The sequence below is a fragment of the Pseudomonas quasicaspiana genome, assembly GCF_021147825.1.
Classification (GTDB): Bacteria; Pseudomonadota; Gammaproteobacteria; order Pseudomonadales; family Pseudomonadaceae; genus Aquipseudomonas; species Aquipseudomonas quasicaspiana.
In genome coordinates, this window is record NZ_JAGTPI010000010.1 from 52,336 (window position 1) to 72,429 (window position 20,094).

A 20,094-nucleotide genomic window follows, 5' to 3' on the forward strand; every position below is an offset into this window, starting at 1 on the left:
CTAGATGACAACCCATTTATTTTTCGCAAACCCAACGGGCCAATGTCCTTTATAATAAATCTCTACGATTTGCTTCCAATGATCGCCATGACCGTAATAACGCTCAGACACATACTGGCGAAAAGCAAAACAAATTCCATTTCTAGCAGCGGCACTAAAATCATGTGACCCACACAAGAACAACTCTTTCTCCACTTTTCTTGTGGCCGCCATCACAGACTTATTGATTTCCATTCTAAGTCCAGTCAAATCTTTGGGCGGATTGGGTAGCTTATAAAACGGATCATCTTGAGAGGGAGAGGTGGGGAGCCACTCAACTTCCTCGTAGCACCCTTGAAATTCGAGCTCCGAGGGTTCAACAAATACCTTGCGCACGCTCTCGATACAGATAATACGCTCCTCTCCAGAGAGCAAAACGCCCATGTTGGAAAAAAACCGACTTCTTCCTATCCTTTCAAGTTCCACATCAATGTTCATCATTATAATTTCATATCAGTATTTGTAGACTTCCTGAACCGGATACCGGACTGTCCTATGCCCCCAATGCCGCATCTCAGCCAGGCAGCACGCCTCAACAACTGTAAAGACAAAATGCAGATTGTGCATCCTGTGTACGCCGTAATGGACCGACCTACTGATGCTGCGCGCTCACCTGCCCGATTGGCTCAAGCGACGTAGCCATGCAAACCCATCCGCAGCAGTGACCAGGGCACAGGACAGCTTACTGAATTGCTCAGCTGACAATCGAGCCATGAGCTGGAACAGATTTGGGTATGCTTGCCCGAGAGAGGCATCAAGATGAGTATGTGCTGAAAAAAGCCAACTATTGAGCAGAAACACTTATGAATTATTACCACGTAGAGCCCGAAGTTGCCGGTAGCCTGGGAGACCGGACGGTTATGGATACCGGGATCTGGCCGCCAAAGGTCAGTCAACTCGAGTATCAATTTGAAGGCTGGCTGGGTGACGAGTTACTGGAGACGTTCCCGTGTTTTATCTGTACCTGCACCTTGGCGGAGGCTTTATCGGCGGACGAATTTTCAGGCGTGTCATTTGAGTCCGTCATCATTTCAAAATCAGAAAACTTTCTGGAGCTTTACCCAGACAAAACCTTACCTGATTTTTACTGGTTACAAGTAAATGGGGTCGCTGGAGTCGACGACTTTGGCGTGGCCGAAAGCAATGGATTAGTCGTTTCTGAGACGGCGATGACTACTCTGAAAAACTTCAACATCAACCATGCTGAGATCAACGTATTTCGTTAGGTCATGCGTCCGAGAACTTTGCGCATCGTTCAATACGAAAATACTGCCCATCCGACCATCAGGCTCAAATGAAAAAAGAACACGAAGCGTTCATCACAAAGCTCCTGACTGAAGTTGAAAATTCGCCCAAGGGTGAGCTAGCACGCTCTCTGCGAACTCGGCTCTGGGCGATGATCACTGAAAACAGGAACCCCAACGACCAAAAGCTGATACTGACAAAGCTCAATATCGCCTGCGTGCAACACGGCATGGGATTCTGGACAGAGAAGTTTGGCGATGCTCAACGCATCGAACACGTTCTGACAGCGGCACTTCAGGCTGCCAGTGGCGCTTTTGATCACGCTGATGCAATTGCCGTACGTGACGATTTTTATGTGTCGGTGGTCGAGAATGAAGAGTATGAACCCGATGAGTACCCTGCAATGTTCGTCGGGCACGCTGCTGCCAACACAATCGTCACGGCAGTCGCTGACGTCCAATTCGACGCTGACGACGACCAACGCGATCAAGACCTGGATCCTGAAGCGTTTGAGCCTGATTATTTAGTCGCATCGGCGTTTGCGGGAGGGTTGGGGTTCGCGAGCAGCCTGTCCGACGATGGCGACCCGGAATTGCGGCGTGCTTTCTGGAAGTGGTATCTGACTGTTGCCGTGGCGCAGGTGCTCTCTGACTTGCCCTAGGCTCTGTACGTACAGTGGCTGTGCTCGGTGATGCTGCGCCGAAGCAAAGCCATGCTTCGCGGTAGACAGCTGCTTGTATGAGCGACTGAACACCTTGAAAAAGCTAGACCTTCAGCCAGGCCGATCGTACGGGCAAAAAAAAACCTGAAAATCCTCACTTGCGTGGGCCTTCCAGGTTTTCAAACTGCTAAAAAATGGTGGGTCGTGTGGGATTCGAACCTACGACCAATTGGTTAAAAGCCAACTGCTCTACCAACTGAGCTAACGACCCTCTGTTGCGTGGCGCGTATATTACTGATTTATATGAGTAATTCAACACCTAATTTCAATTATTTTAAAAATATCGTGTCGGGTCACTGATTCCGGCGGCTGCGAAGCCTTCTGCGCGCAAGCGACAGCTGTCGCATTTGCGGCATGCACGGCCTTGATCGTCGGCTTGATAGCAAGAAACGGTAAGACCGTAATCAACCCCCAGACGCACGCCTGCCTTGACGATGTCGGCCTTGCTCAGATTCTGCAGGGGCGCCTGGATCGTAAAGCCCTGCCCTTCCACACCCGCTTTGGTAGCTAGATTGGCCATACGCTCGAACGACTCGATAAACTCAGGCCGGCAATCCGGGTAACCCGAGTAATCCACCGCGTTGACGCCGATAAAGATGTCACGTGCACCGAGCACTTCTGCCCAGCCCAGCGCCAGAGACAAAAACACAGTGTTGCGTGCCGGTACATAAGTCACCGGAATGCCTTCGCCTGGCGTTTCCGGAACCGCGATGGAATCGTCAGTCAGCGCCGAGCCACCAATGCCATTGAGATTCAGGCCGATGACCTTGTGCTCGATCACGCCCAGATCGCGAGCGACGCGTGCCGCTGCATCGAGCTCAGCGCGATGACGCTGACCATAATCGAAACTCATGGTGTAACAGGCGTAGCCCTGCTCACGCGCCATCGCGACGACAGTGGCCGAGTCGAGGCCGCCAGAAAGGAGGATTACCGCTCTTTTTTCAGTCATGTTTGATTCACTCATCTCAGCGCCCTGGCTCATCGTTCCAGAGAAATTTATGCAGCTGCATTTGCAGGCGTACAGGCAGGTTGTCGGCGACGATCCAGTCTGCGAGGTCGCGGGCATTCAGTTGGTGATGGCTGGGCGAGAACAATACTTCGCCCGCTCGACGCTCCAGACCGTACTGAATGAGCTTGGAGACGGCCCAGTCGTAGTCCTCACGAGAGCAAAGCACGAACTTGACCTGATCGTTGGGCGTCAACAGCTCGATGTTCTCGTAACGGTTGCGAGTGACTTCCATGGAGCCTGGTGTTTTCAGGTCCACGACTCGGCTGACACGAGGGTCAACAGCCGAAATATCCAGCGCACCACTGGTTTCCAGAGATACTTCATAACCAGCATCACAGAGACGCTTGAGCAACGGGACGGCATTGGGCTGAGCCAACGGCTCACCCCCAGTCACGCAGACGTAACGCGGGCGATAATCAGCCACCTGACCGAGGATGTCGTCCAGTGTCTGAATGGTGCCGCCAGTGAAGGCATAGGCGCTGTCGCAGTACTGGCATCGAAGCGGACAGCCCGTGAGACGGACAAAAACAGTGGGCAAGCCGGCGGTGCGAGTCTCACCCTGCAACGAGTAAAAGACTTCGGTGATACGTAACGTTTCTTGCATATGGGCCACGGGCGTAACAGCTAAACAGGCCGTCCGCCTCCGTCAGGCACTTCAAAGCACCCTGCAATGGCAGAATCCAGAGAAGCGTATTTAAAAGTACCGAAAATTCGGGTGCCGAATTCTAACGAAAAAAGCCGCGACAAGCGCGGCTTTCTTGAATTACGGGTCAGAACCTTAAAGGCGCTGAAGATCCCGCTGTGCCAGCTGAGCGGCAGATGTACCCGGATACTGAGCAACAACCTGCTGCAAAATGCCTTTGACCTTGTCGGTATGACCCAGGCGGCGCTCGACATCAGCAAGCTTGTACAACGAATCAGGCACCTTGGCATGCTTCGGGTAAAGCTGGCTGACTTTGGCAAACGCCTGACCTGCGCCTTGAAGGTCACCTTTGGCCAGATTCACTTCGCCCAGCCAGTACTGAGCATTGCCCGCGTACGAACTGTTCGGATATTTGCGAAGGAAAGCGCCGAAAGCCTGACTGGCCTTGTCGAAATCCTTGGCTTTGATCAAATCGAAGGCCGCTTCGTAATAAAGCTTCTCCTTCGCAGGATCAGGTGGTTCAGTACCTGCCGACGGCGCTTGCGCGGCCGGTGCGGCAGGTGTCCCGCTGGCGTTGATATCACCGCCAGCCGGTTGAGAATTATTGGAAGCCGCTGCGGCTGCGCCGCCTGCTCCTATGCGTGAATCCAGATCCTGATACCGCTCGAGCGCTTCTTGTTTCATGCGCTGGATATCGTTTTGCTGGACCTCGACCATACCGCGCAAACGCGCGATTTCGTCCTGCATCTGTTGTAGCTGCATGAACAGCTGACCTTGTGCCGAGGGCTGGGCCGTAACCCCTCCCCCGGCATAGGCGCCAGACGTGCCATAACCAGCTGGCGGATAACTGCTGCTGCCAGAGCCAGAATTGTTATCGACCACAGGAACCGCACCCCACGCAACAAGTGGAAGGGTGAGGGCCAATACTGTTACAGCACGTCGGCACGTTCGCATGTCAAATTACTTACGCAGTTCGACGCGACGGTTTTGAGCCCAGGACTGCTCGTCGTTGCCGGTAGCAACTGGACGCTCTTCGCCGTAGGAAACCAGTTCCAGCTGAGCTGGGGAAACACCTTGCAGAACCAGGTAGCGTTGAACGGCTTTCGCACGACGCTCGCCCAGTGCCATGTTGTACTCGCGAGTACCACGTTCGTCGGTGTTGCCTTCCAGAACGACGCGAGCGCCATTGCCTTTCAGGTCTTTGGCGTGAACGTCCAGAGCGCGCATGGCTTCTGGCTTCAGGTCCGAACTGTCGTATTCGAAGTAGAAAGTGGTGATTGCGCGCAGAGCAGCTTCTTCGCTCAGGCTGCCATCAACGGCACCAGTGTTTGCGCCGTAACCAGCGTTAGGATCAACAGCAGCGCCTTCGCCAGCGTTGTCGCCGCCTTTTGAAGAGCAACCTACAGCTACAGCCATGGCCAGAGCCAGCGCAGCAAATTTACCAAACTTCAGCATTTCCATCGTGAAACTCCTAATGAACCCCAGTGTGTTAAGCAAATCTTTTTTGTGTAGCGCCGCGTCAGTTCAGGTAAGGGGACCAGGAAGGTTCTCTGACTTCGCCTTGAGCGGTAGGAAGCGGGAGCCTTACGCGTCCATTAATGGACACGAGCATCAAGACTCCCCGGCCCTGCTGGCGGGTGGCGTAGATTACCATGGTGCCGTTGGGCGCAACAGTAGGCGACTCATCAAGGTTGCTATCTGTGAGGATTTTTACGCTTCCGCGGGCCAAATCCTGCACTGCAACCTTGAAATTAGTGAAGCCGTCCTGCCGGTGAATCATTACCAGCGTCTTTTCATCAGCTGACAATTTCGGGTTGGCGTTGTAGTTGCCGACGAAAGTCACTCGTTCAGCACCACCACCATTAATATTTGTCTTGTAGATCTGCGGCTTGCCGCCACGGTCCGACGTGAAGTACAGCGTCGAGCCGTCTTTGCCGAAGAACGGTTCTGTATCGATGGACGAATCGTTGGTCACGCGATTCAGCTGACGCGAGGCCAGGTTCATCACGTAAATTTCCGGGTTACCGTCCTTCGACAATACGAATGCCAGTTTCGTGCCATCAGGCGACCATGCAGGCGCACCATTAAGGCCTTCGAAGTTGGTGATCTGCTCGCGGCGACCGGTATCGATGTGCTGAACGAAGATGCGCGGGCGCTTCTGTTCGAACGATACGTAAGCGATGCGCTTGCCATCCGGCGCAAAGCGCGGCGACAGGATCGGCTCACGGGATTGCAGCAGGGTCACTGCACGTGCACCGTCGTAATCCGAGCGCTGCAAAGTGAAGCGCGTATTGTTTTCAGAGAAGCGTTCGGCAGTCACGTACAGCATGCGGGTAGAGAAAGCACCCTTGATGCCGGTCAGTTTCTCGAACGACTGGTCCGCAATGTAATGCGACATGTCGCGCAACTGATCAGTGGTACCGGACACGTTACCGGTCAGTACCTGCTGCTCGGTTGCGACGTTGAACAGCGCATATTGCACCTGCAGACGACCGCCTGCAGGCACGATATTGCCGACCATAACGTATTGCGCACCCAATGCTTTCCAGTCACGGAAGATGACTTCGCTGGCCTGGCTTGGCTGGCTGATCATGTTCTGACGCGGGATTGGCGCGTAGTAACCCGAATTGCGCAGGTCATTGCCGATGATTTCCGACATATCCTCTGGCAGTACGTTGCCGCCCTGCCAGCCAAAAGGCACAACTGCGATAGGCGTGGCGCGGTCACTGCCGCTGGTGACCAGAATGTTCTTCTCTTCTGCGCCAACCATACCGGCCGCACAACAGAGAACGACTACTAGCAGTCCTCGAAAAAGCTTGATCACAAGGCTAGATCTCCAGGTGTAAATGTCATCTTGAATGAACGATAGGGAGCGAAGTCCGCGGCCTTCATACCCTGCATTTCTGTCAAACGGCCAATATTCTTGACTGCTGCGACTGCTGAACTGTCAAACGGCCCGTCTCCACTGGACTTGGCAACCGATACCGAGGCAATGGTGCCATCCGGCAACATACCAATCTGCAGTGTTACGGACATGTTGTTACGTGCTGACGGTGGTCGACTCCAGCCCTCGGACGCTCGAACACGAATCAGATCGTCGAAACTACCCGCGACCTCGTCACCCTGCTCGTCCGCCAATGCCTGTTGCCTTTCCGGTTTATCGGAAAGCAAGTCAGCCAAGGCCTGAGCCTTTTTATCTTCAGCAGATTTGCGAGCTGCTTCCTGCGCCTTCTTGGCAGCATCGGCAGTGGCTTTTTTCTTCGCGTCGTCAGCTGCTTTCTTTTTAGCGTCTTCGGCAGCCTTTTTCTTGGCGTCCTCTGCCGCTTTTTTCTTCGCATCGTCGGCGGCCTGTTTCTTGGCTTCCTCGGCTGCAGCTTTCTTGGCGTCTTCCTCGGCCTTTTTCTTGGCGTCGTCTTCAGCTTTTTTCTTGGCTATGTCGGCCAGCTGCTTTTCTTCAGCTTTTTTGGCATCAGCCTTTTTGGCTTCATCAGCTTTCTTCGCTTCGTCGGCTTTTTTCGCTTCCGCCGCTTTCTGCGCTGCTTCTTCAGCCTTCTGTTCTTCCGCTTTTTGAGCAGCCTCTTCTTTCTTTTGTTCCGCAGCTTTTACAGCTTCCTGCTTTTCCTGCTCGACTTTCTTCTGTTCCAGTTGCTCGACTTCAGTCTGTCGTGCAGCGGTCTTTTTCGCCTCGCCGGCAATTTTCTGGTTGGTCTGGGTCGTCGCCTGACTCTTGGACTTGAGCTGGTACAGGGTCGCCTGCACGATAGGCTTGGCTTCCGGCAATTCCGGAGTCATGGCAAAGCTGACGAACAGCAAGCCAAAAATCAGGACGTGCAACGCCACGGCCCAGACACTAGGCCAGAAATAATTCTCCGAGGCGGACGGCTCTCGAATTGGCTGCATCAGGGGGCCTCAGTAATCAAGCCGACATTCCCGACCCCTGCCTTCTGCAGCCCACCCATGGTGCCCATGACCGAACCGTAATCAACGGTTTTGTCGCCACGAATGAAAACCTGCGTCTGCTTGCCGGCATCACGCCCGGCGGCAACGATTTTGGTAACGGCCGACGTCAGTTGCGGCAAGGTCATCGCCTTGTCCATCTGCTTGTCGGTGTCGACTTCGCTGCCAAGGTTCCAGTAATAGGTCTTGTCAGCCTTGATCGAAATGGTCAGGACCTGATTGTTGTTGTCTTGCGGCAAAGCCTCGCTGGAGACTTTGGGCAAATCGACTTTCACGCCCTGATTGATCATGGGAGCGGTGACCATGAAGATGACCAGCAGCACCAACATCACGTCGATGTAAGGTACTACGTTCATTTCGGCGACCGGCTTGCGTTTTCTGCGGCGATCTCGAGCGATTAAAGCCATTGGGAATTACCTGCTCACTCTTCGCTGGTGTGCACTTTACGGTGCAGGATGGCCTGGAATTCTTCGGCGAAGGTGTAGTAACGGCTAATCAGGGTTTCGCTGCGAGCGGCGAAACGGTTGTAAGCGATTACTGCAGGGATCGCCGCGAACAGGCCAATGGCTGTTGCGATCAGTGCTTCGGCAATACCAGGGGCAACGGTGGCGAGTGTCGCCTGTTGCGCCGTGGCCAGGCCGCGGAAGGAGTTCATGATCCCCCAGACGGTACCGAACAAGCCGATGTACGGGCTGACGGAGCCAACGGTGGCCAGATAAGGGAGACCCGCTTCGAGTTTCTCCTCCTCACGCGAGATGGCAACACGCATGGCACGAGCCACGCCTTCCATCACGGCCTCAGGATCGACACCTGCCTGCTGACGCAGACGCGAGAACTCTTTGAAGCCGGCACGGAAGATCTGCTCCACACCAGAATCCGGGTCTGGATTGCTGCCCGCCTGACGGTACAGCTTGGACAGATCGATACCGGACCAGAAACGCTCCTCGAAGCTGTCCAATGCCCGGCGTCCAGCACGCAGCATGTTGCTGCGCTGAAAAATCATGACCCATGAAGTGACTGAAGCAGCCACCAGGATCAGCATAACTAACTGAACGACAATGCTGGCATTACTGACCAAACTCCACATGGAGGAATGGTCGACGACGTTAGCTTCCACGCTTGCTCTCCTGCTCTGTATGTGTGCCCGCGCCGCCCTGGCCGGCAAAGGCCGTACGCAGAGCTTCGGGAATGGCCCGGGGTTTCAAACTATCGGCGTTTACACACGCCACCAAAAACTGCCCCTCACAGAGCAGCGTTGCATCCGCAGCCCGTCTGACTTCCTGTTTGAAGCGCAGACTGACACGGTTCAATTCGATTACTTCAGCGCTGACCAGCAATTCGTCGTCCAATCGCGCCGGCTTGTGATACCTGGCCTCGCTGGAATGCACAACGAACAACAAGCCTTCCTTCGCCATTGAGGATTGGGCAAAACCCAATTCCCGCAGCCGTTCGGTACGAGCCCGTTCCATGAATTTCAGATAATTGACGTAATAGACAATGCCGCCAGCATCGGTGTCCTCGTAATAAACGCGACAGCGATGTGCGAACGACTGAACCCCGTTTTGCGCGCGCATACTCTAGTGCTTACTCCTCAGGTTGCCAATCCGCCACGGCAACTGTTTTCAACGTTTTACCGGTTATTTCATGCCAGCCTGACGCAGTAGCCAGTCTGACCGCGCAAACCCTGAATAAATCAGTGTTTTGCGAGTTTTTAAATGTCTTCATCTGCAACAAATTGTTCGGCGCCCGGCATCTCCCCCATTCGGGAAGGAATATTCAGCCCGAAGTGCAGATACGCATGCCGGGTCACGACCCGGCCACGCGGTGTGCGCATGATATAGCCTTGCTGGATCAAATAGGGTTCCAGCACGTCCTCAATAGTGTGGCGCTCTTCGCTGATGGCAGCAGCCAGACTGTCGACACCCACCGGGCCGCCATCAAACTTCTCAATCATGGTCAGCAGCAAACGCCGGTCCTGATGATCAAAACCGCGCTCGTCGACGTCCAGCAAATTAAGAGCAAGGTCGGCGATAGGCTTGGTAATCTCACCCTTGCCGCGCACTTCGGCGAAATCCCGCACGCGGCGCAGCAAGCGGTTGGCAATCCGCGGCGTGCCACGAGCCCGACGGGCAATTTCGAACGCACCCTCCGGCTCTATCGGCAGACCGAGAATGCCGGCTGAACGCGATACGATAGTTGCCAGATCCGCGATGCTGTAAAACTCCAGACGCTGGACGATACCGAAACGGTCACGCAACGGATTGGTCAGCATGCCCGCTCGAGTCGTCGCCCCTACCAGCGTGAACGGCGGCAAATCGAGCTTGATCGAGCGAGCCGCTGGCCCTTCACCAATCATGATGTCGAGCTGAAAGTCCTCCATCGCGGGGTACAAGACCTCCTCGACGATGGGCGACAGCCGGTGAATCTCGTCGATGAATAACACATCGTTGGGTTCGAGATTGGTCAAAATGGCCGCAAGATCCCCCGGCCGCTCCAGTACAGGGCCAGATGTGCTCTTGATGGAAACCGACATTTCCTGAGCAATGATATTGGCCAGTGTGGTCTTGCCCAGACCGGGCGGACCGAAGATCAGCGTATGGTCGAGTGCTTCGTTACGTCCGCGAGCAGCCTGGATAAACAACTCCATCTGCTCACGCACCGTCGGCTGACCAATATAGTCGGCAAGGCTCAGCGGACGAATCGCGCGATCAATCTGCTCATCACGATCACGCCCGCCAGTGGCGGTTATCAGGCGGTCAGCATCAATCACTTAAGCCATTCCCTTCAATGCACGTCGAATCAAATCAGCACTGCTCAAATCTTTTTCCTTGATTGCGGAAACAGCTTTGCTTGCCTCCTGAGGTTTGTAGCCCAGGGAAATAAGCGCACTGACCGCATCGTTTTCGGCGGTTGCCACGGGTTCCGGCGCATTCGGACCATTGGAAACCAAGGTGAAGGTCCCAGGCAGGGTTTCCCACGCCTTGAAGCGGTCTTTAAGCTCGACGAGCAAACGTTCAGCGGTCTTTTTCCCGACGCCCGGAATGCGAGTCAGCGCTGAAGTGTCCTGAGCCTGAACGCAACGCACCAGCTCATCAACCTCGAGACCGGACATCAAGGCGAGTGCCAGTTTCGGGCCAACGCCATTAAGGCGTATCAATTCACGAAACAGCTCGCGTTCGCGCTTCTCATAGAAGCCGTACAACAGATGCGCATCTTCACGAACGACAAGGTGAGTATGCAGCGTCACCGGCTCACCGACATGCGGCAAGCGGTAAAGCGTGGTCATGGGGACCTCGATTTCGTAACCGACACCGTTCACATCAAGCACCAGATGCGGCGGCTGTTTCTCAGCCAAAAAGCCGCGTAAGCGTCCAATCACGTATCAAATCCTTTCGTGTTGCCGGTCAGACCGCGTAACCGGCGCGAAATAATGGTCGTAATCATTGCAGGCAAGACAAGACCTGCAAGCAGAAACATTCAAGCAGAGGATGCTACCAGAGACGCAGCACCACTATTGCACGCATTAGAGACGCAGACGACCACCGCGGCTGCGTGCAGTGTTCAGGCCGTGAGGAATCAGGCTTGAGCGGGTGTGCGCGTGACACAGGGCAATCGCAAGAGCATCGGATGCGTCAATTTGTGGCTTCTGGGTCAATTTGAGCAAATGCATGACCATCATCATGACCTGCTCTTTATTCGCGCCCCCGGTTCCTGCAACCGCCTGCTTGACCTGAGTCGCCGAGTATTCGGCAATCTCCAGTCCCTCCTCGGCCCCGGCAACAATCGCTGCACCCCGTGCCTGGCCCAACTTGAGAGCCGAGTCGGCATTGCGCGCCATGAAGACCTTTTCAATGCCCATGGTCACGGGGCCGTACGTCTGAATGACTTCCCTCACCCCGCGGAACACAATCTGCAACCGCTCATGCAGCTCGCCACTGCCGGTGCGAATACAGCCCGACGCCACGTAAACACAGCCACGCCCGGTATCTCGTACCACGCCATAACCAGTGATCCGAGAGCCGGGGTCTATACCAAGAATAAGAGTCATAACGCCTGCAGCTTGAGAGGTGATACTCAGCGAAGATCGCAGCATAAAGGCAGAAGCCGAAGGCCGATAGCGATGTCAGTACATCGCCACCGGCCTCCGGCCCCTTTGTCCTGCAGAAATCTGTCAGCCCAACTGTTCCATGACTTCGTCCGGAATTTCCGCATTGGAGTAGACGTTCTGTACGTCATCCAGATCTTCAAGCATGTCGATCAGCTTGAGCACCTTTTCTGCTGTTTCCAGATCAAGTACCGCGCTGGTCGTCGGCAACATGACGATTTCAGCGTCCGTAGCGTTGAAGCCAGCAGCTTCAATAGCATTGCGAACCGCGTAAAAACCGGAAAACGAGGTAAACACATCGATGCTACCGTCATCATTGGTGACGATATCATCGGCGTCAGCTTCCATTGCAGCTTCGGTCAGGGAATCTTCATCAACACCGGCAGCAAACGAGATTTGACCTTTACGATCAAACAGGTACGCGACAGAACCGTCTGTACCCAGGTTGCCGCCGCACTTGGTGAAAGCGTGCCGTACGGCCGCTGCAGTGCGATTACGGTTGTCAGTCATGGTTTCAACCATGATCGCGACGCCGCCCGGCCCGTAGCCTTCGTAGCCCAACTCTTCGACGTCATCACCATCTGCTGCACCCGTACCGCGTGCCACTGCGCGATCAATGGTGTCACGGGTCATGTTTGCACCAAGCGCCTTGTCCAGCGCCAGACGCAGACGAGGGTTAGAACCGGGATCGCCACCACCCTGACGGGCAGCAACGGTCAGCTCACGGATCCACTTGGTGAAAATCTTGCCTTTCTTGGCATCCTGACGCTCTTTGCGGTGCTTGATGTTCGCCCACTTAGAATGACCTGCCATATCTCGCTCCAGATTCTTTTTTCGAACACCTTCACCTTTCGCCCAACTATAAACAGGCAAAAGGGTTTACTTGACTGGGGGTGTAGCCATGCAAGGGCGCGCTCACGTCGAGCGACGGAACGCGCCTCAGCGAGCGTTACTCAGCCTTTGGCTGTTCACGCAAACGGATATGCAGCTCACGCAGTGCCTTGGCATCCACCACACCAGGTGCCTGGGTCATGACGTCAGCCGCGCTCTGGGTTTTAGGGAACGCGATCACTTCACGGATGGATTGCGCACCGGTCATCAGCATGACCAGACGATCCAGACCGAACGCCAGACCACCGTGCGGCGGTGCACCGTACTTCAAAGCGTCGAGCAGGAAGCCGAACTTTTCCTGCTGCTCGTCTTCGGCAATGCCCAGCAAGCGGAAGACCGCCTGTTGCATTTCCTTGCGATGGATACGGATCGAGCCGCCACCCAGCTCGGTGCCGTTGAGCACCATGTCGTAGGCACGGGACAGAGCGGTTGCCGGATTGGCTTCCAGTTCTTCCGGGGTGCACTTCGGCGCAGTGAACGGGTGGTGCAATGCAGTGAAGCTGCCGTCGTCGTTCTCTTCGAACATCGGGAAGTCCACGACCCACATCGGTGCCCACTCGCAAGTGTGCAGCTTGAAGTCGTTACCAACCTTGATACGCAGCGCGCCGAGGGCTTCGCTGACGATCTTGGCTTTGTCTGCGCCGAAGAACACGATATCGCCATCTACCGCGCCAACACGATCCAGGATCACATTGAGGTTGGCTTCAGGGATGTTCTTCACGATTGGCGACTGCAGGCCTTCAACACCGGCAGCACGCTCGTTGACCTTGATGTACGCCAGGCCCTTGGCACCATAGATGCTGACGAACTTGGTGTAGTCGTCGATCTGTTTACGCGGAATGCTCGCCCCGCCAGGAACGCGCAGCGCGGCAATACGGCATTTCGGATCGTTGGCCGGGCCGCTGAATACCTTGAAATCAACTTCTTTAAGCTGATCAGCAACGTCAACCAGTTCCAGCGGGTTACGCAGGTCCGGCTTGTCGGAGCCATAACGGCGCATGGCTTCTTCAAAAGTCATGTGCGGGAAATCGCCGAACTCCAGGTCCAGTACTTCCTTGAACAACTGACGAATCATCTTCTCGGTCAGACCGATGATGTCTTCTTCATTGAGGAAGCTGGTCTCGATGTCGATCTGGGTGAATTCCGGCTGGCGGTCAGCACGCAGGTCTTCATCGCGGAAGCACTTGGCGATCTGGTAGTAGCGGTCAAAGCCGGCAACCATCAGCAGTTGTTTGAACAACTGCGGGGATTGCGGCAAGGCAAAGAAGCTGCCCGGGTGTGTGCGGCTAGGCACCAGATAGTCGCGAGCGCCTTCCGGAGTAGCGCGAGTCAGGATCGGCGTCTCGACATCGAGAAAGCCGTTGTCATCCAGGTAGCGACGGATGCTGGTGGTGATGCGCGAGCGCAGACGCAGCTTCTCGGCCATTTCCGGGCGACGCAGGTCGATGAAGCGATAGCGCAGGCGGGTTTCTTCGCCAACATCGGAATATTCGTTGAGCGGGAACGGCGGGGTTTCCGACTCGTTCAGCACTTCCAGCTCGTAGCCAAGCACTTCGATGGCGCCGGACGCCATGTTGGTATTGACGGCACCGGCCGGGCGAGCACGCACCTTGCCGGTGAGCTTGACGACATATTCGCTGCGAACACGGTCGGCAGCGGCGAAAGTATCTGCGCGGTCGGGGTCAAACACCACCTGAGCCATACCTTCACGATCACGGATGTCGAGGAAAATCACACCCCCGTGGTCACGACGGCGGTGGACCCATCCGCAAAGGGTAATTTCCTGACCTTCCAGGCTCTCGTTCAATTGGCCGCAATAATGGCTGCGCATCATGATGGTCTGTTCACTTCTCGTAATTCGAAATTCGGTGGAGCTTTCGCTCTTGGCTTGCGCTCAATAGTGCAAGAGCCCAGGCACGCGTTCAAGCCGTCAGCCCGTCGCTGCGCACTGCAGGCGCAGACGTGCCCGTTTTTAGCAAGGCCGGGGATTATATAGCGTTAATCAAGAGCGTGCAGCCGCGCAAACCGAACAGATCGAGATAACTTGCCGCGGCGTGCGGCTCAGGGCAACGCAGCCGCTGGAGGAACGCGCTACAAAAGCAGGCCCGCCCGGAAAGCGAGCCCGCAAAATAGGGGTACGTCAACTGCGTTAAGCTTGTCTCAGATCCAGGCTGTCACCCTTCAAAAGATGAGCAACACACACGACCCTGATAAGGCCGCTGAAATTTTTTACGCCGCCATAGCGCAAATGCACCTCCCGGTCGATATAAGAAAGTACCGCATTGACAGAGCAATCATTTGATCTGGCAATCGTGGACAGAATATTCCAGTACACATGCTCCAGACGCAAACAGGTGGCCAGACCATTAAGCCGCACCGACTTGGAATGGGGTTGAGCCAGAGCCATATTGAAATCTTCGACAAACGGATCATTGCAAATTTTCGCGTGACGTTTCAGGTCTTTTACGTCGCATTCGACCTCTTGAACCATAGCGGCTTCCTCTAAACTATAAAATCGGGTCCCATGAGAAACATTTAAATATAAATAAATGTCCGACTATCAGGCCCGATTTACGTTTAGATAACCAGCCGCATTAAGACTTAGAGCGTGTAGGACATGACCACAAAGCACTGAGGAATAAAGAGTAACTAGTAACAACTAAACACTAAACGCATCTGAAGGTAATGAATAGTTATAGACTTTCTAAAAACCATGCCGGGTAGGCGGCAGAGGCTCAGGCAGGCAGGGGGCGATGAGGCTATCAGCCCCCGGAGATCAGACAGGCGAGAAGTGCGACGCACCACTCGCCTGACACTCATTTGACCGTTACTTGGTTTCCAGCATCGAGCGAAGCATCCACGCCGTTTTTTCGTGGACCTGCATTCTTTGCGTCAGTAAATCGGCAGTCGGTTCGTCACTAACCTTATCCAGAAGAGGAAAAAGACTACGAGCAGTACGCACTACAGCCTCTTGTCCCTGAACCAGACTTCTGATCATATCTTCGGCACCCGGTACACCCTCTTCTTCTTTGATCGAAGAAAGACGCGCATACGTTGTATAAGTACCTGGAGCCGGAAAGCCCAGCGCACGAATACGTTCGGCAATGGAATCAACCGCCAGGGCCAGTTCGTTGTACTGCTCTTCAAACATCAGATGCAGCGTGCGAAACATCGGACCACTGACGTTCCAGTGAAAGTTATGAGTTTTCAAGTAAAGCACGTAGGTATCTGCGAGCAAATGAGAAAGACCATCGACGATTGACTTGCGATTCTCTTCGCTGATACCGATATCGATTGCCATGTATTTCCCCTTTCAATTGATGGTTTTAATCCAGCAGGTACAGAGGCCACTGTATCAAGACACAGGGCAGGACGCAGCCCTGCTTTGCAAATACCTGCCCCTGCGTCAGTCGGAACGACCATGCCCCGATTGGGGACCACCGAACACCGCCCGTCGCTTTGTCACGTCCGGGGCTGCCACTGTGCGATGTAACGCAAGCTGTTGATTTGAGTAGCTCTGAGCTTTGCTGTTAAATACACCGCGTGTCGCGGCAGCTGATTGATCAGGCTGCCGCGCATAGGCTGAAAGATCACGCGTGCCTCACGCCTCCACTTTTCAAGAAGCGTACCGGGTGCCTTCAGCTATTTCCTTGCGATCCATCTTAATGTGAGTCATCAACATGTTGAAAATAGTCCACCTGCTAACGGGAGCCGCAGCCCTGCTGCTTTCCTTTATCCCCAGCCTGCGCAGTGAAGCTCTGTCTTCGCTGCTGCAACCCGATGCGCTTTATCTGGCATTCTTCGGCCTGCTCAATCTTGTACTGGCACCCGTGATCCCCTACTGGAACAGAGGCCCACGTCATCATCTGCAGAATCTGGTCAGTGCGTTACTGGTTCTTGCTGTAGTTATTCAAATCCTGACCTTGCTTGTCCCTCTCGATACCATCGCCGGTCAACCGGCAATCGTCGCAGCGCTGACCGCGGCACTGGTCGCAGTTGCCTTGCATCTGGCCGTCAGCTTTTACCGGTCCTCCCCGTCACCTGCTGCGCAAAGCCACGACATGACCAACCGCGATACGGGCACCGTAAAGTGGTTCAACACGTCCAAGGGCTTCGGCTTCATTTCCCGCGACTCCGGCGACGATATCTTCGTGCACTTCCGGGCTATTCGCGGCGAAGGTCACCGGGTACTGGTTGAAGGTCAACGTGTAGAGTTTTCGGTGATGAATCGCGACAAGGGCTTGCAGGCAGAGGATGTGATTGCCGCTTTGCCACGCCGCTGATTCTTTCTACCGCAATACAAAAACGGCCTTCTATATATAGAAGGCCGTTTTTTTGTGCGGTGCGAAAACTCAGTAATGAGGCGGAGGCGCATCCTCGCCGAAAATCTCGAACTGACTCCCCATTTCCTCCTGACGCTTGAGCATTGCCGCAAATTGCTGCTGCAGACGATCCAATGCTCGTTGCTGAGCAACCAGTACGTCATTCAACGCCTGAATAGTATCGTCCTGGAAAGCCAGTCGGCTCTCCAGATCGGTCACTCGTGCCTCCAGACTCATACCGACTCCTCCGCGAAGATGAAGTCCTTGACCAGAACCGCTCGCAGCTGATCCTTGACCAGTGAAAACTCCTGCGCCGTATAAGGCGTAGCCGGATGCTTGCCCCAGACAGGCGCCGGCCATGCGATGTCGCTTCGCCGCCGCACGATCACATGCATATGCAGTTGACTGACGACGTTACCCAACGCTGCCACATTGAGCTTGTCAGCGTTGAACAAGTCCTTCAATTGCTCTGACAGCAGCGTAGTTTCCTGCCACAACTGCAACTGATCCCGCGCATCCAGCTGGAACACCTCGCTAATATCCGGACGCCGAGGCACCAGAATGAACCAGGGATAATTTGAATCATTGGACAGCAGCAGTCGGCACAACGGGAAATCGCCGATCACTAAAGTATCTTCTTGCAAGCGTGAATCCAGAGCGAACACGATGTAACTCCTGATCTACAGGTTAAATTTGCGCCGACTTGTATTTCAGATATCGCCGCACAGTAACCGGCAGGATACTCGGGAAAAACCTCGACTTCATCGCTTACCTGACTCACGAGCATTTTTTTGCCAGCAGCCCACGCTCTGCGTCTTGCTCATTCAGCCGACAGACGCGATAGCATCACGCACCAGCAAATACCCCAGAGCGCAGACAGCGCCCCTTTTTCGCGCACCGCCACCGATACCATCGTTACAACCGTTGTTACATATCGCTACAGGTCAAACGACCTGAGCCTATAAGCCACGACCCCGCAAAACCGATTGCGTCATGAATATGAAACGCTACGGAGCAGCCAGGGAGTGACGCACGAGAATAGAGACCCATCACAGGCTGTCATCGCACCAAAACAACCCACCTTGTCTCTACAGATAGCCCGGTCATGGAGAATCCCCACATGCCAAACGCACCGGGGTAACGCTGTCGACGGCCAAACACGCTATCCAGACGGAAAATCTCAATTCCCCTTCAAAAACAAGGAAATATTTTCCTCTTTAATTTCATGTGGTTAGCGTAAAAAACGAAAGTAAATACTAGTTTTTTCACGTTTTTTTCTCATTCTGCTTAGCTTTGTGCACGGTTGTTGCTATGTTACTGGGCAAGGTTGAGCGATCTTCTGGCGGAGAACAGAGGACGAGCAGCCACGAAAGGTGGAGAAAATCATCCACTAAAGGAAGGAATACGCAGGTAAGGCACAAGCTTCATATTTCAATGGCCCGATCGTTGATGATCAGTACCGTTGGAGGCTTTGTGTTTGCGACAAGGACCGTAATTATTTGCGACAGCGCTGTAAAGATTTTGCAAGGTTAGGTCTGTAACTATAGCCACCATTGTCAGCGAGATATAAGTTTCGCCGACACAAAAAAAGAAAGAGCCGTCCAGATAAAAAAACCGGTGGACGGCGGTACTCTTCTCTTAAAAACCAAAGGAGCAAGTCACAATGAGAGTGATGAAGTGGAGCGCAATCGCACTGGCCGTTACTGCTGCCAGCACCCAATTGGCAACGGCTGCACCGTTTGTCAGCGATCAGGCTGATGCCAAGGGTTTCATTGAAGGCAGCACGCTGGACGTGAAGGCTCGCAACTACTATTTCAACCGCGACAACCGGAGCGGCAGCAGTGATCAGCGTGACTGGACCCAAGGTTTCTGGGGCAACTTCAGCACTGGCTACACGCAAGGCACCATTGGTGTCGGCGTCGAAGCATTCGGCTACTGGGGTCTGAAGCTGGATGGTCAGGACCAATATGCCGGCTCGGGCAACCTGAGCCTCGATCGCCAAGGCAATAACCGTGACGAGCAGGGTAAAGTCGGTGGCGCTGTCAAATTCCGCGTTTCGAAGACTGAACTGAAAGTCGGCGACATGCAGCCTACAAGCCCGGTATTCGCAGTCGGCGGCTCTCGCCTCTTGCCTCAGACAGCCAGCGGTATCAGCCTGCAAAGCAGCGAGATCGCAGGTCTGGATGTCGAAGCAGGTCACTTCTACTCCGGCACCAGCCAAAACGACAACAGCCACGATGGCGGCATCTATTCCAACTATTCAGGTGTGGAAGCAAGCTCAGCCGATTTTGCAGGCGGTAAATACGCCATCACCGACAGCCTCGGTGTAGCTTTCTATGCGGCCAAGCTGGAAGACATCTGGAACCAGTACTACGCCAACGTGAACTACGCGCTGCCTCTGACTGACGATCAGTCCCTGGCGTTCGATGCCAACATCTACCGCACCACTGATGCTGGTAGTGCCAAAGCTGGCGACATCAGTAACACTGCATTCTCCGGCTCGGTTGCCTATTCGTTTGCAGCCGCGCACACCGTGACTCTGGCCTTCCAGAAAATCAATGGTGATACACCATTCGATTACATCGGTATCGGCGACAACAACAAGGGTGGCGACTCGATCTTCCTGAATAACTCCATCCAGTACTCCGACTTCAACGGTCCTGGCGAGAAATCCTGGCAGGCTCGCTATGACTTGAACATGGCTCCGTACGGCGTGCCTGGCTTGAGCTTCATGACTCGCTACATCAAGGGCTACGACATCGACGGTACTGGCTTGGCAGCGAACTCCCAGTACCGCAATAGCGCTGGCGCTCCACTGTACGGTGCAGACGGCAAGCACCACGAGACCAACCTTGAAGCCAAGTATGTGGTTCAGACCGGCCCCGTCAAAGACCTGTCGTTCCGCATCCGTCAAGCATGGCACCGCGCCAATGCTGACCAGGGTGAAGGCGACGTTAACGAGTTCCGCCTGATTGTCGACTACCCGATTTCGGTCCTGTAATCGCCACTCAGCTTCTCGTTTAAAGAAAGCCCGGCTCATGCCGGGCTTTTTCATATATGAATGAATCTGATTTCGCTGCAATCCTGAGGCGGTCGCGGCCTGTACGAGACTAGACACTGTCCGTACAATGCCCAGTCATTTCCAGTCTCAGCAACCGACAA

The 20,094-nt window shown here is 54.5% G+C and carries 23 protein-coding genes and 1 tRNA gene; 4 read left to right on the forward strand and 20 right to left on the reverse strand.

From position 1 onward, the window contains the following. Nucleotides 1–480, reverse strand: coding sequence for a hypothetical protein (locus tag KDX30_RS09150; RefSeq protein WP_231675584.1), 480 nt, complete (start codon nt 478–480; stop codon nt 1–3). Nucleotides 481–842: 362 nt separating this feature from the next. Between KDX30_RS09150 and KDX30_RS09155 the strand changes: the two genes are divergently transcribed. Together KDX30_RS09155 and KDX30_RS09160 are read left to right on the forward strand one after the other, a co-directional pair. Beyond that, complete coding sequence (locus tag KDX30_RS09155) at nt 843–1,265, forward strand: hypothetical protein (protein ID WP_231675585.1); 423 nt, start codon at nt 843–845, stop codon at nt 1,263–1,265. A 68-nt stretch (nt 1,266–1,333) separates the two neighbouring features. Then, nucleotides 1,334–1,945, forward strand: coding sequence for an Imm5 family immunity protein (locus KDX30_RS09160; protein ID WP_231675586.1), 612 nt, complete (start codon nt 1,334–1,336; stop codon nt 1,943–1,945). Between the two features lie 195 nt (nt 1,946–2,140). Here KDX30_RS09160 and KDX30_RS09165 read toward each other — a convergent pair. From KDX30_RS09165 to KDX30_RS09245, 17 genes are all read right to left on the reverse strand, one after another. Next, nucleotides 2,141–2,216, reverse strand: a tRNA-Lys gene (locus KDX30_RS09165). Between the two features lie 63 nt (nt 2,217–2,279). Then, entirely contained in the window at nt 2,280–2,954 is a 675-nt protein-coding gene (gene queC / locus KDX30_RS09170; RefSeq protein WP_049826808.1) for a 7-cyano-7-deazaguanine synthase QueC, read from the reverse strand. Nucleotides 2,955–2,970: 16 nt separating this feature from the next. After that, the gene (queE, locus tag KDX30_RS09175; RefSeq protein ID WP_231675587.1) at nt 2,971–3,618 is read right to left on the reverse strand and encodes a 7-carboxy-7-deazaguanine synthase QueE; all 648 of its coding nucleotides are present in this window, start codon (nt 3,616–3,618) and stop codon (nt 2,971–2,973) included. A 174-nt stretch (nt 3,619–3,792) separates the two neighbouring features. Beyond that, nucleotides 3,793–4,611: a tol-pal system protein YbgF gene (ybgF, locus tag KDX30_RS09180; protein WP_122396454.1), complete on the reverse strand. Its 819-nt coding sequence runs from the start codon at nt 4,609–4,611 to the stop codon at nt 3,793–3,795. A 6-nt stretch (nt 4,612–4,617) separates the two neighbouring features. Next, on the reverse strand, nt 4,618–5,118 hold the full coding sequence (gene pal, locus KDX30_RS09185; RefSeq protein ID WP_027899119.1) for a peptidoglycan-associated lipoprotein Pal: 501 nt from the start codon (nt 5,116–5,118) through the stop codon (nt 4,618–4,620). Between the two features lie 58 nt (nt 5,119–5,176). Further along, nucleotides 5,177–6,427 carry a Tol-Pal system beta propeller repeat protein TolB gene (gene tolB / locus KDX30_RS09190; RefSeq protein WP_231675613.1) on the reverse strand — a complete coding sequence of 417 codons (1,251 nt, stop codon included), beginning with the start codon at nt 6,425–6,427 and terminating at the stop codon, nt 5,177–5,179. 50 nt (nt 6,428–6,477) lie between these two features. Beyond that, on the reverse strand, nt 6,478–7,557 hold the full coding sequence (gene tolA / locus KDX30_RS09195) for a cell envelope integrity protein TolA (RefSeq protein ID WP_087274352.1): 1,080 nt from the start codon (nt 7,555–7,557) through the stop codon (nt 6,478–6,480). Continuing rightward, a complete protein-coding gene (gene tolR / locus KDX30_RS09200) occupies nt 7,557–8,021 on the reverse strand; it encodes a protein TolR (RefSeq protein WP_027898230.1) in 465 nt (154 codons plus the stop codon). Before tolR ends, tolA begins: the two co-directional genes overlap by 1 nt. Nucleotides 8,022–8,035: 14 nt before the next feature. Beyond that, nucleotides 8,036–8,731 (reverse strand): protein TolQ, encoded by a 696-nt coding sequence (gene tolQ, locus KDX30_RS09205; RefSeq protein ID WP_231675588.1) that lies wholly within the window; start codon nt 8,729–8,731, stop codon nt 8,036–8,038. Then, entirely contained in the window at nt 8,721–9,188 is a 468-nt protein-coding gene (ybgC, locus tag KDX30_RS09210) for a tol-pal system-associated acyl-CoA thioesterase (RefSeq protein WP_027898228.1), read from the reverse strand. Before ybgC ends, tolQ begins: the two co-directional genes overlap by 11 nt. A 137-nt stretch (nt 9,189–9,325) precedes the next feature. Beyond that, nucleotides 9,326–10,384, reverse strand: a complete 1,059-nt coding sequence (ruvB, locus tag KDX30_RS09215; protein ID WP_095093547.1) for a Holliday junction branch migration DNA helicase RuvB — start codon at nt 10,382–10,384, stop codon at nt 9,326–9,328. Continuing rightward, entirely contained in the window at nt 10,385–10,993 is a 609-nt protein-coding gene (ruvA, locus tag KDX30_RS09220) for a Holliday junction branch migration protein RuvA (RefSeq protein WP_027898226.1), read from the reverse strand. It abuts the gene before it with no gap. A 144-nt stretch (nt 10,994–11,137) separates the two neighbouring features. Continuing rightward, on the reverse strand, nt 11,138–11,662 hold the full coding sequence (gene ruvC, locus KDX30_RS09225) for a crossover junction endodeoxyribonuclease RuvC (protein WP_027898225.1): 525 nt from the start codon (nt 11,660–11,662) through the stop codon (nt 11,138–11,140). 123 nt (nt 11,663–11,785) lie between these two features. Beyond that, a complete protein-coding gene (locus KDX30_RS09230; protein ID WP_231675589.1) occupies nt 11,786–12,532 on the reverse strand; it encodes a YebC/PmpR family DNA-binding transcriptional regulator in 747 nt (248 codons plus the stop codon). A gap of 136 nt (nt 12,533–12,668) precedes the next feature. Continuing rightward, nucleotides 12,669–14,444: an aspartate--tRNA ligase gene (aspS, locus tag KDX30_RS09235; RefSeq protein ID WP_027898223.1), complete on the reverse strand. Its 1,776-nt coding sequence runs from the start codon at nt 14,442–14,444 to the stop codon at nt 12,669–12,671. A 315-nt stretch (nt 14,445–14,759) separates the two neighbouring features. Further along, complete coding sequence (locus tag KDX30_RS09240; protein WP_049826719.1) at nt 14,760–15,101, reverse strand: ribbon-helix-helix domain-containing protein; 342 nt, start codon at nt 15,099–15,101, stop codon at nt 14,760–14,762. A gap of 336 nt (nt 15,102–15,437) precedes the next feature. Beyond that, entirely contained in the window at nt 15,438–15,911 is a 474-nt protein-coding gene (locus KDX30_RS09245) for a Dps family protein (protein ID WP_027898221.1), read from the reverse strand. A gap of 379 nt (nt 15,912–16,290) precedes the next feature. Between KDX30_RS09245 and KDX30_RS29565 the strand changes: the two genes are divergently transcribed. Then, nucleotides 16,291–16,893 carry a cold-shock protein gene (locus KDX30_RS29565; protein WP_317633755.1) on the forward strand — a complete coding sequence of 201 codons (603 nt, stop codon included), beginning with the start codon at nt 16,291–16,293 and terminating at the stop codon, nt 16,891–16,893. A gap of 69 nt (nt 16,894–16,962) precedes the next feature. Here KDX30_RS29565 and KDX30_RS09255 read toward each other — a convergent pair whose 3' ends face one another. Then, nucleotides 16,963–17,169 (reverse strand): SlyX family protein, encoded by a 207-nt coding sequence (locus KDX30_RS09255; protein ID WP_027898115.1) that lies wholly within the window; start codon nt 17,167–17,169, stop codon nt 16,963–16,965. After that, the gene (locus tag KDX30_RS09260) at nt 17,166–17,597 is read right to left on the reverse strand and encodes an HIT family protein (RefSeq protein ID WP_231675590.1); all 432 of its coding nucleotides are present in this window, start codon (nt 17,595–17,597) and stop codon (nt 17,166–17,168) included. The genes KDX30_RS09255 and KDX30_RS09260 overlap by 4 nt, the downstream gene beginning before the upstream one ends. Nucleotides 17,598–18,595: 998 nt before the next feature. On the opposite strand from KDX30_RS09260, the gene KDX30_RS09265 reads away from it, so the two are divergent. Beyond that, nucleotides 18,596–19,933: an OprD family porin gene (locus KDX30_RS09265; RefSeq protein WP_231675591.1), complete on the forward strand. Its 1,338-nt coding sequence runs from the start codon at nt 18,596–18,598 to the stop codon at nt 19,931–19,933. The last annotated feature ends 161 nt before the right edge of the window (nt 19,934–20,094 follow it).